The organism is Coprococcus sp. AF16-22, assembly GCF_003461545.1.
Lineage (GTDB): Bacteria > Bacillota > Clostridia > Lachnospirales > Lachnospiraceae > Coprococcus > Coprococcus aceti.
In genome coordinates this window covers 212,435-233,561 of the sequence record NZ_QTXH01000003.1, presented here as the reverse complement: position 1 = coordinate 233,561, position 21,127 = coordinate 212,435, and the positions used below count along the sequence as shown (strand labels likewise).

16 protein-coding genes are annotated in these 21,127 nt (G+C 44.7%); 5 read left to right on the top strand and 11 right to left on the bottom strand.

All coding sequences use genetic code 11. The features are described from left to right. Positions 1-14: 14 nt before the first annotated feature. The 9 genes from DWW60_RS05320 to DWW60_RS05280 all read right to left on the bottom strand — a co-directional run bounded on the left by DWW60_RS05320 (position 15) and on the right by DWW60_RS05280 (position 11,323). Positions 15-701: a response regulator transcription factor gene (locus DWW60_RS05320; protein ID WP_015533759.1), complete on the bottom strand. Its 687-nt coding sequence runs from the start codon at positions 699-701 to the stop codon at positions 15-17. A 64-nt stretch (positions 702-765) separates the two neighbouring features. After that, positions 766-3,249 (bottom strand): ABC transporter permease, encoded by a 2,484-nt coding sequence (locus DWW60_RS05315; RefSeq protein ID WP_243002921.1) that lies wholly within the window; start codon positions 3,247-3,249, stop codon positions 766-768. Beyond that, positions 3,242-3,949, bottom strand: coding sequence for an ABC transporter ATP-binding protein (locus tag DWW60_RS05310; protein ID WP_117874559.1), 708 nt, complete (start codon positions 3,947-3,949; stop codon positions 3,242-3,244). Before DWW60_RS05310 ends, DWW60_RS05315 begins: the two co-directional genes overlap by 8 nt. Before the next feature lie 224 nt (positions 3,950-4,173). Continuing rightward, positions 4,174-4,977 carry an HAD family hydrolase gene (locus DWW60_RS05305; RefSeq protein ID WP_117874558.1) on the bottom strand — a complete coding sequence of 268 codons (804 nt, stop codon included), beginning with the start codon at positions 4,975-4,977 and terminating at the stop codon, positions 4,174-4,176. Positions 4,978-5,081: 104 nt separating this feature from the next. Next, entirely contained in the window at positions 5,082-7,070 is a 1,989-nt protein-coding gene (locus DWW60_RS05300; protein ID WP_117874632.1) for a glycoside hydrolase family 31 protein, read from the bottom strand. Positions 7,071-7,080: 10 nt separating this feature from the next. Next, positions 7,081-7,806 (bottom strand): sce7726 family protein, encoded by a 726-nt coding sequence (locus tag DWW60_RS05295; protein WP_117874557.1) that lies wholly within the window; start codon positions 7,804-7,806, stop codon positions 7,081-7,083. Between the two features lie 148 nt (positions 7,807-7,954). Next, complete coding sequence (locus tag DWW60_RS05290) at positions 7,955-8,878, bottom strand: DnaJ C-terminal domain-containing protein (RefSeq protein WP_015533746.1); 924 nt, start codon at positions 8,876-8,878, stop codon at positions 7,955-7,957. Positions 8,879-9,071: 193 nt separating this feature from the next. Further along, positions 9,072-10,373 carry a phosphopyruvate hydratase gene (gene eno, locus DWW60_RS05285; protein WP_055146761.1) on the bottom strand — a complete coding sequence of 434 codons (1,302 nt, stop codon included), beginning with the start codon at positions 10,371-10,373 and terminating at the stop codon, positions 9,072-9,074. Between the two features lie 173 nt (positions 10,374-10,546). Next, positions 10,547-11,323 carry a ZIP family metal transporter gene (locus DWW60_RS05280; protein ID WP_117874556.1) on the bottom strand — a complete coding sequence of 259 codons (777 nt, stop codon included), beginning with the start codon at positions 11,321-11,323 and terminating at the stop codon, positions 10,547-10,549. A gap of 403 nt (positions 11,324-11,726) precedes the next feature. On the opposite strand from DWW60_RS05280, the gene DWW60_RS05275 reads away from it, so the two are divergent. Next, positions 11,727-13,250 (top strand): Mur ligase family protein, encoded by a 1,524-nt coding sequence (locus tag DWW60_RS05275; RefSeq protein WP_055146592.1) that lies wholly within the window; start codon positions 11,727-11,729, stop codon positions 13,248-13,250. 661 nt (positions 13,251-13,911) lie between these two features. Here DWW60_RS05275 and DWW60_RS05270 read toward each other — a convergent pair. Then, on the bottom strand, positions 13,912-14,814 hold the full coding sequence (locus DWW60_RS05270) for a deoxyribonuclease IV (RefSeq protein WP_117874630.1): 903 nt from the start codon (positions 14,812-14,814) through the stop codon (positions 13,912-13,914). Positions 14,815-15,006: 192 nt separating this feature from the next. On the opposite strand from DWW60_RS05270, the gene DWW60_RS05265 reads away from it, so the two are divergent. The 3 genes from DWW60_RS05265 (at position 15,007) to DWW60_RS05255 (ending at position 16,650) form a co-directional block, all read left to right on the top strand. Next, positions 15,007-15,366 carry a VOC family protein gene (locus DWW60_RS05265; RefSeq protein WP_117874555.1) on the top strand — a complete coding sequence of 120 codons (360 nt, stop codon included), beginning with the start codon at positions 15,007-15,009 and terminating at the stop codon, positions 15,364-15,366. A 73-nt stretch (positions 15,367-15,439) separates the two neighbouring features. Beyond that, on the top strand, positions 15,440-15,865 hold the full coding sequence (locus DWW60_RS05260) for an FKBP-type peptidyl-prolyl cis-trans isomerase (RefSeq protein WP_004850005.1): 426 nt from the start codon (positions 15,440-15,442) through the stop codon (positions 15,863-15,865). 74 nt (positions 15,866-15,939) lie between these two features. Continuing rightward, the gene (locus DWW60_RS05255; protein WP_022217312.1) at positions 15,940-16,650 is read left to right on the top strand and encodes a DUF3800 domain-containing protein; all 711 of its coding nucleotides are present in this window, start codon (positions 15,940-15,942) and stop codon (positions 16,648-16,650) included. A gap of 699 nt (positions 16,651-17,349) precedes the next feature. Here DWW60_RS05255 and DWW60_RS05250 read toward each other — a convergent pair. Beyond that, positions 17,350-18,852 (bottom strand): sodium-dependent transporter, encoded by a 1,503-nt coding sequence (locus tag DWW60_RS05250; RefSeq protein WP_117874554.1) that lies wholly within the window; start codon positions 18,850-18,852, stop codon positions 17,350-17,352. A 587-nt stretch (positions 18,853-19,439) separates the two neighbouring features. Here DWW60_RS05250 and DWW60_RS05245 point away from each other — a divergent pair. After that, the gene (locus DWW60_RS05245; RefSeq protein ID WP_117874553.1) at positions 19,440-21,032 is read left to right on the top strand and encodes an alpha-amylase family glycosyl hydrolase; all 1,593 of its coding nucleotides are present in this window, start codon (positions 19,440-19,442) and stop codon (positions 21,030-21,032) included. The last annotated feature ends 95 nt before the right edge of the window (positions 21,033-21,127 follow it).

The following is a 21,127-nucleotide window of genomic DNA, read 5'->3' as shown; positions in this document are numbered from 1 at the left end:
TTATCTACCCCTGCCTATGTCTCGCCAAATGTATATCCAATTCCAAACACCGTGATCACATACTCCGGATTGCCGGCATCCTTTTCTATCTTCTGACGCAGTCTCCTGATATGCACATTCAGCGTGTTCTCATCCACATAATTTTCATTGTCATCCCAAATCTTCTGTATGATCATATCCCTTGTGAGAACGCGCCCCTTATTTTTTATCAGCAGTTCCAGTATCCTGTATTCCGTAACGGACAGCTTTATCGGTTCATCCGATATGTACACCTGCATCCGTTCAAAGTCAACACTCATATCCCCATAATGAAAACGTTCGCGCTTTACCCCATCCAGTGCATTTTCACTTCTTCGAAGGACTGCCTCTATCCGCTGATACAGAAGTTCCACGGAAAACGGCTTCGCTATATAGTCATCGCAGCCGGCCCGGAACCCCTCTATCATATCAGCCTCCGTATCTCTTGCCGTGAGGAAGATGATCGGGACCTTTGTGCTTTTTCTCAGTTCTCTGCAGTAGTCAAGGCCCCTTCCATCGGGAAGGTTTCTGTCAAGCAATATCAGATCGAAGCCATGTTCCAGACAGCCATCCGCCTCCTTGCATGAGTACGCAGTTTCAACTTCGTATCCCCTCTTTTCAAGGAATAGCTTCACACCTCCACATATGATCACATCATCCTCCACGACCAAAATACGTTTCATACTTTCTCCTATCAATTACATACTGATTCCATATCATTTTCATGACTCCCGGTCTGCCAAATATCTATGATGCTTCTCTCAGCCGGCTTGTCACCGTATCTTTTGTCACAAGTCTGAACACCATCGCCGGAACCACAATGCATATAGCAAACAGCACAACAACGACTCCGGCAACAAGTGCATACGGATAATGAAATACTGCATAATCGGCTATATTCACACTTAGCCGGCCAGCTCCATACATCATAAGGCTTCCAAGTGTCACAATAAGTACTGTTGTTATAATACCATAAAACATGCCCTCGTACATAAGCATATTACGTATCTGCCTCTTTGTCATTCCAACGCTCTCAAGCACTGCCAGTTCCAGTTTTCTCGTATATACACCGGTGATCATGACATTGATATAATTCACCACTCCGATAAGTATCAATATGATCGACATTCCACCGCCTATCACCTCAAGCGACAGCATAGACTTCTTGAATTCCGAGCCCTCCACCGACTTGATATCACTACCGGCTATGACTGGATTTTCCTTTACGATGCGCTGTACATATGGTGTCACTTCTGATTCTTTTCCTGTCTCCGCATCCGCAATGATGCATGAGATCTCCGCATCCGGGAACAGATCATCCATCACCGCATCACTCACAAATATCGCCTCCGGAGCTCCACCAAGTGTCCAATAATACCCAGCGGTGATTGCTGACTGCTCTGTTCTCATCATGGCTGCACCAACTGTGATCTGTCTCTTCCTGCCCGTCTGGTCATTTACAAGTGTCAGAGTCTTATCCGTCATCCGCTCCGACGCTGATATGGAATCTACATAACCTATCAGACATACCTCTCCTTTTTCGAATGCATCTATATCAATCTTCTGTCTGGCAGTTTTGTTGTAGAGCTTTATCATATCTGAATTGACCGATATCAGCGGTGCCCCATACTGTGCCTCACTGTTGGTCGTTGTCTCATAAAATGTCGCAAGAGATTCCGGGTCATCCTCGGTCTCAATAAACGGTGCATAAAGTTCAGCATCAAATGGCAGTCTTACATTTGCGCTTCTGTCCACCTCTACAGTACCCATACCCGGAATGCTTTGCATCTGATCCGCGATATCTGCCATGGTCGCCTGAGGCTTAGAGTTATCTGATTCGCCGTCGCCATATAGCACATAATCATTGTGAAGATAGTGCTCTATATAACTGTCCGCATCCATGCATGATATAAATGTATTCACACACAGAAATGTAACTGAACCCATGAATATTGATGCGAACACAAGTATACTTCTCTTTTTTTCACGAAACACATTCCTCCATGCCATCTTCCAGGGCCTTCCTCCACTGGTGGACTTATATCTTGTTCCCGATATATTTCCAGCATATTTCATCGCATCGATTGCAGATATCTTCCCGGCATATTTTGCCGGTTTCCTTGCACTTATAAATACAGTTGCAAATGCAAATACCACGGAGAATACATATATTCCCGGATTGAAACTGACCGCCGATGAAAGTGCAGCTTCCCTGTCTACCGACAGCATGTTCATAGCAAGAGGAACAACGCCAAATGACACCGCCGTTCCAAGGAGTACACCTATCGGAATTCCTATACAAGCCAGATATAGTGCCTGTTTTTTCACTATCTTCTGTATCTGGGACATCGTGGCTCCGATGGTTTTCAACATTCCATAGAATCTTATATCCTTTGTAACAGATATATACATTACATTATATATAAGAAGATATCCACTAAGGAGTATCATAAGAGCTATAATGCCTATACTTATAGCTATAAAAACACGGTTTGAACCATTTTCAGACTGAACATCATATTTCACGTCAAACTTCTGGTCATGCCTCAAAGTAACATTCTTTTCAAGTTCATCTTGGAGTTTATCACCCTTGCCCTCCTTTGCGGAGATACTGACACGTCCATCTTTCTGCATATCTATTCCCTGGGAATCCACATATTTCTTTGACACCAGGCATACGCTGCTCTTGGCAAATCCTGTGTACCAGCCTGAGAGCACAAAATTTTTCCTCTCACCATCCATCACCAAAGTAACGTTCTGACCAACCTTTGGCGACGTGATACCCATATTGCCAAGTATCTGCTTTGTGAGCATTATCTCATTCTCATCCTTCGGATAACTGCCATTTATATCGGTTATGGCAGGTTTCAGATTCTCATTAAATTCCGTATCATCATCATACTGAAGCAGATAACTGTACTTGCCTGATTCCGTGCTTACCGTCTGTGCATCGATCTGTATTCCCGCCGCAAGAAGTGACGGACAGGACTTTATATCATTTATCTGACCTTCAGATGGATGCTCCATATATATAGAAGATCTTGTCCCCTGAAGTCTGAGCTGCATCTGGTTAAGATTTTTAGCTATGGAAAATCCCAATGTAAATACAGCCGTGAACATGAATGTTGTGAGAACGATCGCCAGAATAACAATTACATTTCGCACTTTATTCTGCTTCAACATTCGATGATATATCCTGCTCACCGCCGCCTGGTTATTGTTTCTAAGCATCCTTCTCACCCCCATTTGCCCCATCTGGTACTCCTGCTGAGAAGATCCTGCCATCTTCGATCCGTATCATCTGGTCTGCCATGGTTGCGATCTCTTCATTATGAGTAATCATCACTATCGTCTGTGCAAACTCTTTACCAGTCAGCTTTAACAGTGCAATGACATCCATGCTGGTCTTGCTGTCCAGATTGCCTGTCGGCTCATCAGCCAATATGATAGAAGGTTTTGCTGCCAGCGCTCTGGCTATCGCAACCCTCTGCTGCTGGCCTCCTGACAGCTGGTTAGGCATGGAAAATTTCTTTTCCGATAAGCCGAGCACATCCATAATTTTATCTACATACACAGTGTCTATCTTCGTTCCATCCAGCTCGATCGGAAGCACTATATTCTCGTACACATTTAATATCGGCACCAGATTGTAATTCTGGAAGACAAATCCTATCTTTCGTCTTCTGAATATCGTAAGTGCCTCATCGTCCATTTCAAAAATAGCTTTGCCGTCCAGTATAACATCTCCTGATGTTGGCCTGTCGAGACCTCCTAAGAGATTTAGAAGTGTTGACTTTCCGCTTCCCGAACTGCCTATGATAGATACAAATTTTCCCTCTTCAATCTCAAGTGACACATCTGTAAGCGCATGCACGACATTGTCTCCTGTTCCGTATGTCTTTGTAAGATTGTGGGTTGATAATATATTCATGATACCTCTTCCTTTTCATTCCTTTTTCATTTTCTGCCATTTCTTTGTCTGATCTACTTGATGGTTTTATTCTAACATCCACATCTTACAATCTTATTACATTTAATATTAAGATTTAGTGGTCACTGCTTACATTATCAATATATTAAAAGACCCAGCCCCTGTTAATAAGAGACTGAGTCTTTGATTCCTATCCATTATTTATGTCTGTTTCTATACTCCGCCTACAAGTTGGCTGCCAGCACCTGCTCCATAACCTGTAGCACTCCCCGTTCCTCATTGGATGGGGCGCGGAATCTTGCAAACTTCTCCATGCCAGGCTGCGCATTTGCCACGATATAGCTGTAATATACCGTCTTCAGCATCTCCGCATCGTTGAAGTTGTCGCCGAATGCCATCATCTCACTGGTATCAATACCTAAAAGTTCTCCGATCTTTCTCATGGCCATTCCCTTATTGATACCTTTATTCATGATGTCGATCCATTCTCTTCCGCCCACAGTGACTGAGAAGTTATCTCCAAAACGTGGCGTATAGATCTCTTTGTACTTCACAGCGGCATCCTTATCCGGAGCAAATATCGTAAACTTATTGGCCTCGACGTCAAGGCTTCTCATATCATCAACAAACACAAGACTACTGAGAAATGCTTTGAAAAACTTCGCATACTTCTCGTATTTTTTCAGGACATATGCTCCGGATAGAGCACACAGTACAGCAACACCATCCGTCTCGTCTTCCACAAAGCGTATCATACTCTGGTACTCTTCCACATCCATCAGGCTCTTGTATATGATCTTGCCGCAATTGGAAATAGCCGCACCGTTATCACCGATGACCACCATCTTATCCATCTTGTCTCCGAACATGTCCCTCAGGGTGTACATCGGTCTTCCGCTGGCTACAACAAAACGAATCCCTTTCTCATCCAGCCTGTCAATGTAATCAAAGAAACCATCCGGGAGTTTTCCATTCTCCATAAGCAGTGTATGATCCATGTCGGATGCTATTAATTTTACGTTCTTCATGTCTTCTCTTCCTTGTATATTCTCTAATGTTATATTCTCTGATGTCTATTAGGTAATATTATATATTAACCATGCCTCTACCAGCTTATCCCTTGCCATGCATCTTATTTAAATAAGAGCGCACAATTCTTCTCCAGATCATACTCTCTTGTATAACCGTCATCATCGTACAGCATATAACTGCTGTTCTTATAGCCGATCAGCTGCATTGTAGTCTTGTCAATATCAGCAACGCACTCCGCCACATCCACGACAGGTATACATTTGCCGTTTCTTACAAAAAGGATGACTTCATTCAAAGGTACCTCAACAAAGTGATGTCCCGCAGGCATCTCCGTCTGCTCAACTGCTCCGTCTGCCGTAAATCTTACAAGCAACATATTCTCTGGCAGATACACATATCTTCCGATGGCATTCTGCGTGTAAACTGGTGCGATCATGATCTCATTTCCAAGCATGAGCTGATCCTCAACATGAGCCGCGATCCTATCATCTGGATATTCAAATGCCAGCGGCTTGAACATCATGTCGTCCGTCAAGGCCGCCTTCATATACTCACTGTATATATATGGAAGCAATCGGTAACGGACACCGATCACATTCCTGAAATCCTCTATATGCTCAAACTGATAGCACTCCTGATCTCTTGTACCCTCACAAGAATGGTCGCGCATGAGCGGAGTGAACACGCCGAGTGCGAGCCATCTGAGAAGAAGGTCTCTGGATGTGTCGCATCCAAATCCACCGAGATCCGCGCCCGTATACAGGAAACCGCACATATTCATGGACGGAAGCATCTTGATGTTGAGCAGGATGTGTGACCACCACGATTTGTTATCGCCCATCCAGACGCCGCCATAACGATGCATACCTATATAAGACGATCTGGAGAACAAAAGTCGCCTCTCATCCGGTGAGATCTCGCGAAGCGCCTCGCCTGCCGCCCTTGTCATGTTATATCCAAAGAGGTTGTGAACCTTGTCGTGACGCACCATCTCCCCATCCACATTGTGATACATAGATGCGTAATCCTTCGGATTGTTGCCAACACCTGCCGCCATACCCGAGATGCCCCAGACATCGTCCACAGTCTCGTCCTTCTCAATGAACTTCTTCATAGCTTTCTTCAGCTCGCTCACGCCCTCCGGGGTGAAGAAGATCGCCGGCTCATTCATGTCATTCCAGAAGCCCTCTATGCCTGCATCCGTGAGGATCTTGTATTTTGCACCGAACCAGCGTCTCGCCTCAGGGTTCAGCACATCAGGGAAATGCGTATATCCCGGCCATACTGCCGCAACGAAATCACTTCCATCTGCTCTCTTGCAGAAGTAGTTATTTGCCACGCCCTCCTCATACACATCGTAACCTTCCTCGATCTTTACACCGGCATCAATGATCGGGATCAGGCGTATATTATCCTTTTTCAGATTCTCCACATACTCCGAAAAATCGCCAAAGTCGTCATTTATGGTGAAATCCTTATAGCTGTCCATGTAATCTATATCCATGTAGACCATATCGATCGGGATGTGGTTCTCTCTGTATTTCCTCGCCACCGTCTCAAAGTCCTCCGGTGTCTTGTATCCCCAGCGGCTCTGTCCAAATCCAAATGCAAACTTTGGCGGGATATAACTCCTTCCGATCATCTTCCTGAACTGCTTCGTGATATCATATGGGCTGTCACCTGTTATCACATAGATATCCAGATCTGCGCTGTCACAGAAAATGTGCAGCTCATCGCACTTCGTATATCCCACGTCAAATGTGATCGTGGATGGATAGTCAAAATACAGGCCAAATGTCTGCGCTCCTGAAACTATAATAAAGTTGTGTGATGCATACAGTGAGTATACATCCTCGTGATGATGCGGATTGTCTGCATTGTTGCTTATGTACTTGTAGCCTCTCTTGTTGATTCCTCTGTTCGCCTCGCCAAGGCCATACACTATATCACTGTCCTCAAGACCAAATGTGTACGAAAATCCGGCTGTTAAGTCTATATTGCCGTGATCTGGCTGTCCTTTTTCTGCTGCGATATCTACCACTACTGATTCTGTCTGAAATGGCTTTCCGTATGTATACTTCTTTATCATGCTGTCACCTCTATGCATCTCTCTTTTTTCTTCTGTATCTCTTTTTCTTTCTCCTGATCGTCTTGCCGCGCTTTGCCGCCTGTGCCTTTCTGAATTCCTGTATCTGCTCGATCATGGCGGCATAATCCCTCTCGAACAGGATCTCACTTATCTCATGATGCACGATCTCCGCCGGAAGTCTGTCAACTATAAGTGTCCTGACGAAATCCTTGCTCTTTCCCTTATACATCGGAAGGCTGTAGGTCTCCTGAATATGTGCAAGCTCCGGTCTCCACAATATACGTATGGTACGAAGCAGATCAGCCCGTGGATTAGGCTGCATCTCCCTGACCACATAGAAATCGATCTTGTGAGTCAGCTTGTCTGACACTCCTTCCTTCAGGCCTTCTGCATCTGGCTTGCCACCTGTATCTGACTTGATGCCTGTATCATATTCTTCAACAGATATGATCCCCCAGTAGTCTGGTACATGCTCTGCCACATGACCTGCATGTGTACTTCCCACCACCACGATATTCTGGTCAAAATATAGATCATAGTCTGCTACCTGACTCTCCAGCCGCGTGTATGTATCCGCATCACTTTTTATCTCGATTCCCACTATCTTGTCTGGAATGACCATTACCACATCCGCACGGGAGTTTCCGACGGTCTTCTCCTCAAGGATACGCACCTTGCCATATCGCTCCTCAAGGAAATCAAACAGGGGTTCTCGTATATCTTTATCTAATAACATTTTTCCTCCCGAAATCAATGGTTTGAAGTAATCCTTATATGTATTTTTGTCTGCAAAGTCAAGAAGCTCCCGCTTTAGCTGAGAAAACCAGGGCAGACCGCTCATAAAGTGAGCTTTCCGCCCTGGTTTCTATGTGAACATAATATTATCAGCCCTTGTTCACAAGCTCTGTGAACTTCTTAAGCGCATCCTTCGCCTCTGGTGAAATGTTCCTTGGAACTGCAATTCTCACGGTAACATAATGATCTCCATGGGTATTGCCGCCCCTCGCCTGGACACCCTTGCCACGAAGCCTTATCTTGCTTCCCGACTGAGTACCCGGTGCTATCTTGCACTTCACATCACCGAACATGGTGTGGACCAATATCTCTCCACCAAGAACTGCCGTGTCAAATGGCACAAGAGCCGTGGTGTATATATCCAGTCCTTTTCTCTCATAACCTGCCTTGTCTCTTACATTGACCTTCAGCAGCATATCTCCAGGCTGACCCTTGCCGGTTCCGGGATATCCCTTGCCAGCCAGTCTTATCACACCTCCGTTGTCTATACCCGCCGGAATGTGTACAGTGAACTGGGAACTTCCTCCACGTCCATCATTGAACGACAGCGTCTTGTCGCAGCCATATACTGCATCATCAAAATCTACCGTGACACTTGCCTCCATATCTCTGCCCCGCGCATTGAAGCTTCCCTGACCGAATCCGCCAAATCCACCTCTCTGTGAGCGGCCACCGCCGCCAAAGAACGAGCCAAATATATCGCCAAACATATCACCGAAGTCTCCACCCTCAAAGTGGAAGCCTCCGCCTCCGAATGGATCACCACCGGCAGCTCCACCGGAGCCATCGAATGCAGCCATTCCAAACTGATCATACATCTTCCTCTTCTCGGCATCAGACAGTACCGCGTAGGCCTCAGAGGCCTCCTTAAACTTCTCTGCAGCCGTCGCATCGCCAGGATTCGTGTCCGGGTGGTATTTCTTCGCCAGGGTTCTATATGCTCTTTTTATCTCAGCGTCTGTGGCTGTCTTTGATACGCCGAGAACTTCATAATAATCTCTTTTTGAAGCCATGATTCCTACCTCCCGATAAGCCTATGTATAGTTTAACACTATCTGTCAAGTGATTCCATATTTTTAATGTTAAAATACACACATATTATCTGGCAATTTTTAGTCATTTTTTTATTTAATTAAAGTATAAAAAAAGCACCTCCACCGATGATTCCACCAGTGAAGATGCATTCGTATGGCTAATGCTATTATCCTACTGCTTTACGTTGAAAGCTTTGATTCCAGGATATACAGCTGAGTCGCCAAGCTGCTCTTCGATTCTGAGGAGCTGGTTGTACTTTGCAACTCTCTCTGATCTTGAAGGAGCACCTGTCTTGATCTGGCATGTGTTGAGTGCTACTGCGAGATCTGCGATAGTTGTATCCGCTGTCTCACCTGATCTGTGTGATGATATTGCTGTGTATCCAGCCTTATGAGCCATCTTGATAGCCTCAAGTGTCTCTGATACTGAGCCGATCTGGTTGAGCTTGATAAGGATACAGTTTGCGCATCCCATCTCGATACCCTTTGCAAGTCTCTCTGTATTTGTAACAAACAGATCATCACCGACAAGCTGGACCTTGTCGCCAAGTCTTGCTGTGAGCTTCTGCCATCCTTCCCAATCCTCCTCATCGAGACCATCCTCGATTGAGATGATAGGATACTTCTCAACAAGCTTTGCCCAGTGCTCGATGAGCTGCTCTGCTGTATACTCTGTTCCAGCCTTTGGAAGCTTGTACCAGCCCTTGCCCTTCTCGCTCTTCCACTCTGATGAAGCAGCATCCATAGCGATCTTGAAGTCCTTACCCGGCTCATACCCAGCCTTCTTTACAGCCTCGAGAATTGTCTCGATAGCCTCCTCGTCAGACTTAAGTGCCGGGGCAAATCCACCCTCATCACCTACTGATGTAGCAAGGCCTCTCTCCTTGAGGATTCCTGCAAGTGCGTGGAATACCTCTGCACACCATCTCAGACACTCCTTGAATGATGGAGCGCCAACTGGCATGATCATGAACTCCTGAACGTCAAGTCCTGATGACAGAGCATGACATCCACCGTTTACGATGTTCATCATTGGAACTGGAAGCTTGTTTCCTGAGATTCCACCGAGGAATCTATAAAGAGGAATGTCAAGAGAGATTGATGCTGCTCTTGCTGCTGCGATTGAAACTGCAAGGACAGCATTTGCTCCAAGGTTTGACTTGTCCTTTGTTCCATCAGCCTTGATCATTGCTGCATCAACTGCATATATATCAGACGCATCCATTCCTGTAAGTACGTCATTTATAGTAGTATTTATATTCTCTACTGCCTTCTGGACGCCCTTGCCGAGGTATCTTGACTTGTCTCCGTCACGAAGCTCAAGTGCCTCGAACTCACCTGTGGAAGCTCCACTTGGCGCCGCACCACGACCTACTGTTCCATCTGCCAGATACACCTCCGCCTCAACTGTTGGATTTCCTCTTGAATCAAGGATCTCTCTTCCTATTACCTTTTCAATCTCAAGATAATTCATCATTTTTATATTTCTCCTTTCGTCGCGCGAGTATAACCCCTGCTGTCCCTCCGATTCAGCAGTTTACAGAGGGTACAGGAGCTCACATGATCTACGATGTTAGTTTAAGCTAACTTATATTTAAAATCAACATAAGTAGTTGCTCATATTTTATCATTTAGCATTTTTCGTCATTATCCGAGTGCCACATCCAGCACCATCATAAGAGCGAAGCCCACCGCCGCACCGATGGTTCCTATATTGGTATGCTCGCCCGCCTGAGACTCAGGTATCAGCTCCTCTATGACCACATAGAGCATGGCTCCCGCCGCAAATGCAAGGAAATACGGAAGAAGTGGTGTGACCTGGACAGCCAGCAGTGCCGTGAGGAAACCTCCGACCGGCTCCACAGCTCCGGACAGCGTTCCATACAGAAATGCCTTCTTCTTGCTCATGCCCTCGCCAACAAGCGGCATGGACACAATTGCACCTTCCGGGAAGTTCTGTATAGCGATTCCTATGGAAAGTGCAAATGCACCTGTGACGGACACGCCCATATTGCCCATGGCTGCGCCGGCGTACACAACGCCCACTGCCATGCCCTCGGGGATATTGTGGAGCGTGACTGCAAATATCATCATGGTCGTCTTCTGAAGCTTTGACCTGACGCCCTCCGGTTTGTCACTTTCCAGATGAAGGTGAGGTATCACCGTGTCAAGAACAAGCAGGAATATGATTCCAAGAGTAAATCCGATAAGTGCCGGCAGCCACGCTATCTTTCCCTGTGCCTCCGCCATGTCTATGGACGGAATGAGCAGTGACCATATGGACGCCGCGATCATGACCCCCGCCGCAAACCCGAGCAGAGCCTTCTCCACAAGCGGGGATATCTTATCTTTCATAAAGAAAACCATGGCCGCTCCCAGTGTTGTTCCGGCAAATGGTATAAATAATGTTATGAACTCTGACATTTCATCACCTCTTTATAATATGTATTCTGTCTATACTATATTCGTATAACCTCTTCATTAGTTCATTTTTTTTAAATTGCGACTACAATTTAATTGAACAGGCGTACTTTGTCAACACAAGTTTTTGCATATGATAGAAGTTATCAATACCGGGCCAAAATGCTTCGCATTTCGACAATTTAAGTGCTATAATATCTGAGGTTATGCTATAATAGGCATGGTTGTACCAGCTTGGATATATTTGTATGCAAATGGAGATAAATATGAAGAGAACAGAACGAATGATCTGAGTATTTTTTATTTGACATAATTATTTATAGAAAGCATAATAAGTGATACATTTAGTCGTACGGATCATAAGTCCGTACAAATACAATAAAAGACACATTCCAAGGGGAAAAGTATGAAAGAGAATTTACAATTTACAGCTTTATTGGATATTTTAAGCAGGCAGGATCTTATAACTGAATATTCGGAGGATTGCAAAGACATCACTCCTTCCCATATAACCATCAATTCCAAGGATGTGGTCCCAGGTACATTCTTCGTGTGCAAGGGTGCCTCATTTAAGGAGGATTACCTGAAATCAGCCATCGCACAGGGCGCCATCGTATATTTGTCACAGCAAAAGTACGACGACGTGGACATTCCTTATATTATTGTAAATGATATAAGAAAGGCCATGGCTCTTGCTGCCAGATGGTTCTTCGGCAATCCAGGCGATAACATGACCAAGGTCGGAATCACCGGAACAAAGGGAAAGACCACAGTTACATTTGTCATGAAGGATATACTGGACAAATACACCGACAACAGATGCTCAGCATTCTCAACCCATGAGATTGATGTTGGAACAAAGGTTTTTGAGACCACTCTCACCACACCTGAGCCTATTGAACTCCAGACATACTTCGACATGGCTGTAGATGAAGGCTGTACACACTGTATAATGGAAGTTTCTTCCCAGGCCATGAAGATGAACCGTATCTACGGAGAGCACTACAAAGTCGGAGTATTTACCAATATCGACTACGATCACATCAGCCCGACAGAGCACGCCTCCATGGAGGACTATCTCGGATGCAAGGTATCCTTCCTGAAGCAGTGCGACAACGTTGTGCTGTACAGTGACACAAGATATTTTGAGACTATATATAATGAAGTAAGAGACAAGCACGTTGTTGTATACGGAAGCAAGGAATCAATTGAAAAGCTCATGTCAAGGGATGACGATTTCTTTGAAAAGGATACTGACTTCGCCAGCATCCACAATGAAGATCTCACAGACCATAACAGCTACTTTGAGCTTATATACGGAGGAGAGAACAGAGCATACAACACCAACCTGATCGGTGATTACAATGTTGAAAATATTGTTGCCGCCATCATCTCCTCTCTTCTCATCGGCATTCCAAATGATCAGATCAGAAGCAGCATCAGAGATGTATATGTTCCGGGAAGACTACAGGTATATCACTGGAAGGATCGCACATTTATGATCGACTACGCACACAACTATATAAGCATGTACAGACTGTATGAGATGGTTAAAAAGACCATGAAGCCAAAGTCTATAACCGTTGTATTCGGCTGTGGCGGTGAGCGTTACAAGAAGCGCCGTGAGGATATGGGAAGACTTGCTGAGCAGTATGCCGACAAGGTTGTTCTCACCATGGAGGATCCGGGCTTTGAGTCCTGTGAGGAGATCTGCAAGGAGATTAAGCAGTACATCACAAAGCCTTGCTATATAATCGTTGACAGGGAGCAGGCTCTCACAAGAGCCCTCGACGAGGCTCAGCCTGGCGAGCTTGTCATCACGACTGGAAAGGGTATTGAGAGTACCCAGAGAATCAACGGAACCTTTGTGCAGTGTCACTCTGATGCGCAGGTTATTGAGCACTGGCTGACAGAGCATCCGGAGGAATGATAAACGAACGGTAATTGATCTGCTCCGTTTACAGGTATTGAAAAGGCTGGTCACTATATCTGTAATCCCATCACGTTCGACTGCTGTCGCTTCAGAATTTCCCATTTGCACTCGCTTACGACCGCGATAAGGGCGCTGCGGTCTCCAGCTCGGCAGGAAAATCCTGAAGCTCGGCAGTCTTCACTACCGATGGGATTACAGATATAGTGACCAGCCTTTAATATAGTTTGTAGACGGAGCAGACCAATTACCTGTGTTCCAACAAAATATTAGATACACATCTCTTCTATTATATTTTTTGATGCAGCTTAAGAGATGATTACCTATGTTTTGGCTAAACATTAGTGTAGCTGCTACGAAATATATAATTATTAAAGAAATATTTTCAAAGGTAAACTGCCGGTTTATTGTTTTTCTTGCAGTTCAGTTTATAATGAATAATAGAAACGGGGCGAAAGCGCTGTTATGCAGGTGACAGGAGTTGCCTATCAGACTGACGTAAACTTAATAGTCGTAGCAGGCTGTAGAGTGATGATGCGTGTGATGTTCCGGGAAACAGTGCATGGCTGAGCTTCATAAGGGTTGTTTGTTTACCAAAACCCGGATAGGCAGAGATGCCGAAAGAAAACATTCAGGGAGTTCTACTAAGTAGAACTCCTTTTTATCTGTTATCTTCCACCACTTTCTCCCTCATCTTCGGATCGAATTTTCCATTTCGGATCATTGCTATCTCCCGTTTGAACGGCTCGTAGCTTTTCTTGCCGTTTTCCGGGTCTTTGATGTATGGGGATTCCAGGATCTTTGGGACTTCCATGAAGTCCGGATGGTTCATGATGTACATGAGTGGCTCAAAGCCGATCTTGCCAAACCCAAAGTTCTCGTGTCTGTCTTTAGCCGCTCCCGGTTCGTTCTTGCTGTCGTTCATATGGAACACGACTATCTGATCTTTGCCGATGAGTCTGTCGAACTTCTCCACGACTCCGTCGAAATCATGTATGATGTCGTAGCCCGCATCGCTGGTGTGACAAGTGTCAAAGCACACACGAAGCTTGTCATTATGACTCACTCCATCATAGATTCGCGCAAGCTCCTCAAAGTTTCTTCCAATCTCACTGCCCTTTCCCGCCATGGTCTCCAGAGCTATGTGGCATGCGGTGTCCGCGGTCAGGACTTCATTCAGGCCCTTTACTATGCTTGCAATTCCCTTGTCCACGCCCTCTCCTACATGTGAGCCCGAATGAAGGACTATGGTCTGTGATCCCATCGCTGTCGCCCTGTCAATCTCCTTTGCGAGGAATTCCACTGCGATCTCATAGATTGCAGGATTCACAGTATTTGCAAGGTTGATTATATACGGCGCATGGACCACGAACTCCTCTATGCCGTTCTGAACCATGAGTTCATGTGCCTCCTGTATCCTAAGCTCCGATATATCTTTGCGTCTCGTATTCTGTGGTGCGCCTGTGTAGAGCATAAATGTATTTGCGCCAAATGCCACAGCATCCTTCACTGAGCCTAGCATCATCTCCTTGCCCGACATACCCACATGACATCCTAATTTCAACATAATTTATCTCCATTCATTCTAAACTGGTTTCAGTTTACTCTATCCTCGCCGACTGCACAATACGCTGCCGCTGCAATCAATAAATAGCTTTTTCTAATTTTACCATATATTATGTAGACTGTTCGCAAATCATTTGGTAAACTAAATACCAGAAACCAACTTATATTATACACTTGGGAGAAAACCGCTATGCAATTAAAAAATGTACTAATCGTCGTAAATGACATTGAACGATCAAAAAAATTTTACAAAGATATCTTCGGGCTTGAGGTTATCTTGGACAACGAGGGAAATGTGATCCTGACGGGAGGGCTGGTCCTTCAGGATGCAACTATTTGGGCTGAATTCATTGAAAGTCTTGTAATTCCACATAACAATGCTTCGGAGTTATATTTTGAAGAAAATAATATCGAGGAGTTTGCACAAAAACTTGATGAGTCGCCATACGACATTGAATATGTCAATCGTCTCATGACTCATTCATGGGGACAAAAAGTCATCAGATTCTATGATCCTGACGGCAATCTTATCGAGGTTGGAACGCCATAATTTTTCCTATATCCATTCCCTCTATTTCATGTTACAATTAATGACATATTACCCAATTGGAGGACAAATTTTTATGAGTAACACAGGAAGAACCTGTAAGGTTCACTACACAGGAACATTCAACGACGGAACAAAGTTCGATTCTTCATATGACAGAGGCGAGCCTATCGAGTTCGTTTGCGGTGCAGGACAGATGATTCCGGGATTTGATCAGGCAGTTGAGGGCATGAACGTTGGCGATATCATCGATGTACATCTTCGTCCTGAGGACGCATACGGAATGCCTGACCCGGAGGCCATCATCAAGGCTCCTCTTGCAGATATGCCTGGCGCTGAGAATCTTGAGGTCGGCAATCAGGTATACCTTGCCAATTCAATGGGACAGCAGTTCCTTGTAAAGGTCATTGAAAAAGATGACGAATCCATCACATTTGATGCAAACCATGAGATGGCCGGCAAAGAGCTCAACTTCAAGATAGAGCTTGTGTCAGTGGACTAATTTTTTTGAAAAGGAACCGCCAGCCTGACTACTTACATCAGCGGCGATTCAGATTATATAAGGAGGCGGGAATCGTGAACATTTACATAGACGAATCAGGTTCTATCAATAAATATGCCACAAACGATCAGTATTTCGTGGTGTCTATGATCCATGTCCTCGATCCCGTCGCCCTTGAGCGTGCTTACAAGAGATTTATTTCTTCCAACTATGAGATGCTTCTTGATCTGGACAGTGATAAGGTCGATGACATGACCGGCAAGATCACCAAGCACGGCGGGAGAATGTTCCGGGACGGCAAATTCCGTGAACTAAAAGGTGCACAGTTTGACAGAGACATGAAGCACATATTTGTGGATTACTTCTCCAGGAAGCATCACTTTGACGTGTACTATATCATGATGAAGAATGAAAATCTGCCGAACCGCTTCTTCGACAACATCTCCAGGACATTCAACTTCTCCATCAAATCTGCCCTGCTCTACTTCATACAGAATGGATATCTTCCTGACGAGGACTGCTTTCTGCAGCTTGACGAGAGGAATGAGCGGGTGGAGAACAAATCATTCCTTGAAAATTACCTGAACACTGAGCTTTCACTGTCAGGTCAGGTCGCAGGTAATTTCTCAGTGAGCTACTTTGACTCGGCCTGCAACAAATTTGTGCAGATAGCGGATGTATTTTCTAATCTGTTCTATTCTCACTTGCAGACCGGACACTATACTGATGAGCTGGAGCTTATGAGGGAACTGGGGATACTTAAAGGAGTCTATGAATTGACATAAATTAATTGTCAAATTTTCTGTTCTTACAATATATTGATTTTTTCCAGTATAAATTGTTTTCTCATTATGTATATTGTTTTTTCATTTTGCATATGATATAATTACCACAGAAATTAAAGAAGATATTTCTATCAGCTCTATACACTAAGCTGACGAAAACCCCAGAGGTTGCACCCTCTGGGGTTTTCTCCGTCTTTTGGGCAAGGCGACGTATTCCCTGGGCTGATCACCACACTACTTATCTCTATCCAGCCACTTGCAAATATAGTAAGCCACTATACCTGCCACAATAGAAATAACCAAAGAAGATATGATATCTATCATGCTCTATCCCCCTTTCTGTGCCCATCTAGGGGTGGCAACTACAACAGTATATCATATCTCAATATATGTTTCGACATACTAAACCATAATTATTGAAATTAGGGCTAAAAGTCCGTGCATACACGGACTTTGGATCGTTGTTCACATAATCAAAAAGGGATTGAACCTTGCGACCCATATCGCGGTTTCAATCCCTTTTTTGAAATATTTAAAATACCAATTGCCTCCGAGCGATGCTCACACAGAACACTTACATAGATAAACGCACTATCGAAGGACTTACTGTTGGTACTTATATATTATCACATTTTGTCTCATAAAACAATGAGTCTGCGTTAAATTCATAAATTTTTTTGAGACATTTCCAAAACGCAATTACTCTTTTGTCTGCTCTCTTCTGCTCCGTCCATGTCCAAACGCCAGATAGCCTATGAAAAGAACAAACAATGCTGCAACTCCCATCCAGATACACAGCAGTTTTGGTCCCTTCGGGGCAAATGTATCATAGTATCCCTTGAAATAGATTACCACAATTATAAGCGGCAGCACGTATGACATGTATTTTCTGAGGTACTGCGGAAACGGCTTACCGATACCGTTGTCTGCCTCAGCGACAAAGTTTTCAAATCCCCATCCATTCTTTCTTGTACAGAACAGGACAAAAAGTAATGATCCGAGTGGGAGGATATTTCCCGATACGAGAAAATCTTCCAGATCCATGATATTTGTACCCGCTCCCATCGGAGTGATTCCTGAGAGCATATTGAATCCAAGCACAGCCGGCAGGGAGAGCACTGATATACCGATCAGATTTATAATAAGTGACTTCTTTCTCTTCCATCCAAACATATCTATACTTATCGATATGATATTCTCAAACACCGCGATAACCGTGGAAAGCGCCGCAAATGACATGAATATGAAGAACAGAATTCCCCACACTCTGCCTCCCGGCATGTGGTTGAACACATTCGGCAGGGTCATAAACAGAAGTGATGGTCCCTTGTCCGGGCTGATCCCGTACGCAAAGCATGCTGGCAATATGATGACTCCGGCCATGAGTGCCACAAATGTATCAAGGTACATAACACTCTTCGCCTCGCCAGACAATTTTCTCTCCTTGCCTATATAACTTCCAAATATCTCCATGGATCCCATACCTACACTGAGTGTAAAGAACGCCTGGGTCATGGCGTCAAATAATACATTGCCCCAGCCTCTGGCATTTGCACGCTCGATACTTGGAACAAGATAGAACTTAAGTCCTTCTTCGTTGCCCGAGAGCATAAGCGAATTCACTGCCATGACTATCATCAGAACTATAAGTGCAAGCATCATGATCTTTGTCACTCTCTCCACTCCGTTCTGAAGTCCCAGTGAACATATACCTATGCAGCACACGATGACCGCAAGTGTGATTGCGACCATAAGTCCCGGTGATGCAAGCATCCCTGTAAATTTGCCTTCTATTGCTTCTACTGACCCACCATGAAGCTGTCCTGATCCCATGACGTACACATAGTATACCATCCAGCCCGCTACCATAGTATAGAACATCATCAGCAGATAGTTGCCGGCATAGGCATACCAGCTGAATTTATGCCAGTTGCCGCCCTTCGGCGCAAGCTCCTTAAGCGCTGAACCAACGCTCTTGCCACTCCCTCTGCCTATCGCAAACTCACAGGTAAGGATAGGATATCCCAGAAGCAGCAGACACAGCAGATATATCACGATAAATATCGCTCCGCCATTCTGCCCGCATATATACGGGAACTTCCATACATTTCCAAGACCAATAGCACATCCCGCCGATACGAGGATGAACCCCAGTCTGGAGGCGAACTTTTCTCTGTCGCCGTTGTTACTTTCTTTACTCATACAATCTTCTTTTGCAGATGTCTGTAAAAATGGCACCTGCCTCCTTCTATTATATATTATCAGGATTATCAGGCTGGCACTATGTGTAGATTTTCAAAACCTGATACGCCCTTTGTCTGTGTCAAACATCTACTTCAAGCCATTACATTATGTATTTTCCATCTCTGCTGACACATACCCTGTGATTGTAACATACATTACAGCATTTGTGTGTTTAAACTTTTACAGTATAAAGCAAATTTTTTTCCGTATTTGAGCCAGATAAAATACAGATATTTTTATGTTCGCTGCGCGTTTTCAACGAGTATGTTTTCCTGCAAAATAAATCTATTAATTTACATATAAAGGATTACATTTTTCCATATTATATTTTATTATAATGAGTAGAATGTTCTTAATACTATTAAGATCGTTCTCCGTATTCTGAGGCAGATTTCTGTGTGGGTTTGCAGTACCTTATACCTTAAACCACCAGCGCATAGCTGCAAGTGCGCTGCTCATATTATGGAGGAACGAATAGTAACGCATGCGCCGCGCGAAGTGCATTTATATGCGCATGCTGCATTTTTATAAGGAGGACATTTATTATGGCTACATGGCTTAAAGATGCAATTTTTTATGAAATATACCCACAGAGTTTCTACGATACCAACGGCGACGGTATCGGTGATTTCAACGGAATCACTGCAAAGCTTGACTATATCAAGTCTCTTGGATGCAACGCTATCTGGATGAATCCTTGCTTTGATTCACCATTTTCCGATGCAGGCTACGATGTAAGGGATTACAAGAAGGTTGCCGAAAGATACGGAACAATGGAGGACATAGAGAACCTCTTCGCTGAGGCTCACAAGAGGGACATGCACATTCTCCTCGACCTGGTTCCAGGCCACACATCTGAGGAGCATGCATGGTTTACCGAGAGCAAAAAAGCTGAGCAAAATGAATACTCAGATAGATATATGTGGACTGACGGATGGCTCTGTGGCGGTGCAGGTCTCAACTACATCGCAGGAGAATCACCAAGAAACGGTGCCTACATCGTCAACTTCTTCAAGTGCCAGCCGGCTCTCAACTATGGGGTGCTTAATCCAACTGAGAGATGGCACAAGAGCATGTACGATCCTGCATGTATCGCAACCAGAGAGGCTATGAAGGACGTATGCCGCTTCTGGCTCGACAAGGGCTGTGACGGCTTCCGTGTAGATATGGCAGATTCACTTGTAAAGCATGATGATGCGAACAAGAGCGGAACAGTTGCCGTATGGCAGGACATTCTCGGCGATATACACGCTGAGTACCCTGAGTCAGCATTTGTATCTGAGTGGGGAAAGGCTGAACAGTCAATCAAGGCCGGCTTCGACATGGACTTCTATCTCGACTGGATGGGCAACGGATATAACTCTCTGGTAAGAGATTACGAAGCTCACCTGAATGCATTTGCATCTCTTCCAGAGTCACTTGACGACAGCACGGAGAACAACAGCTTCTTCAAGGCTGACAGCAAAGGAACCTGCGACCACTTCATTGATGAATACATGGGAAGATACGAGCAGATAAAGGACAAGGGTGCTATAGCCCTCATCACAGGAAATCACGACACTACACGTATCAGCTACGGACTCTCGGAGGATGAGTTAAAGATTGCCTACGCATTCTTACTGACAATGCCCGGCAATCCATTCATCTACTACGGCGATGAGATCGCCATGAGCTTCAGAAGCATGGCAAGCAAGGAGGGCGGATTCACCAGAACCGGCTCAAGAACTCCTATGCAGTGGACAAGCGGTGACAACATGGGCTTCTCATCAGCGCCTGCCGACAAGCTCTATCTGCCGGTTGATCCTGCAGAAAATGCCGCAAATGTTGAGGCTTCCGAGGCAGATCAGAACTCACTGCTCAATACAGTGAAGACCCTCACTTCTCTCAGACATTCACAGGCCGATCTGCTGGACAAGAGCAACCTTGAGATCATCAGCAGAAAGCCACTTGTATATAAGAGAGGGAATCTACTCCTTGCAGTGAACCCTAAGAATACAGACACCCAGTCAAGGAAGCTTGCTGAGCTGACTGGTGACGCAAAGGTTATCTATTCTATAGCAATAAACGGCACACAGCCAGGTATCGCTGACGGAGTTATCACTCTTCCGACACAGAGCTTTGTTGTGATAAGCTGCTAATTTGGAGCAATATATAACAACTCAATAACCATATAAAAAGGTCATCACATAATATGGCAATCATACACAACGGAGATTTCATTTTCCATGTGGGT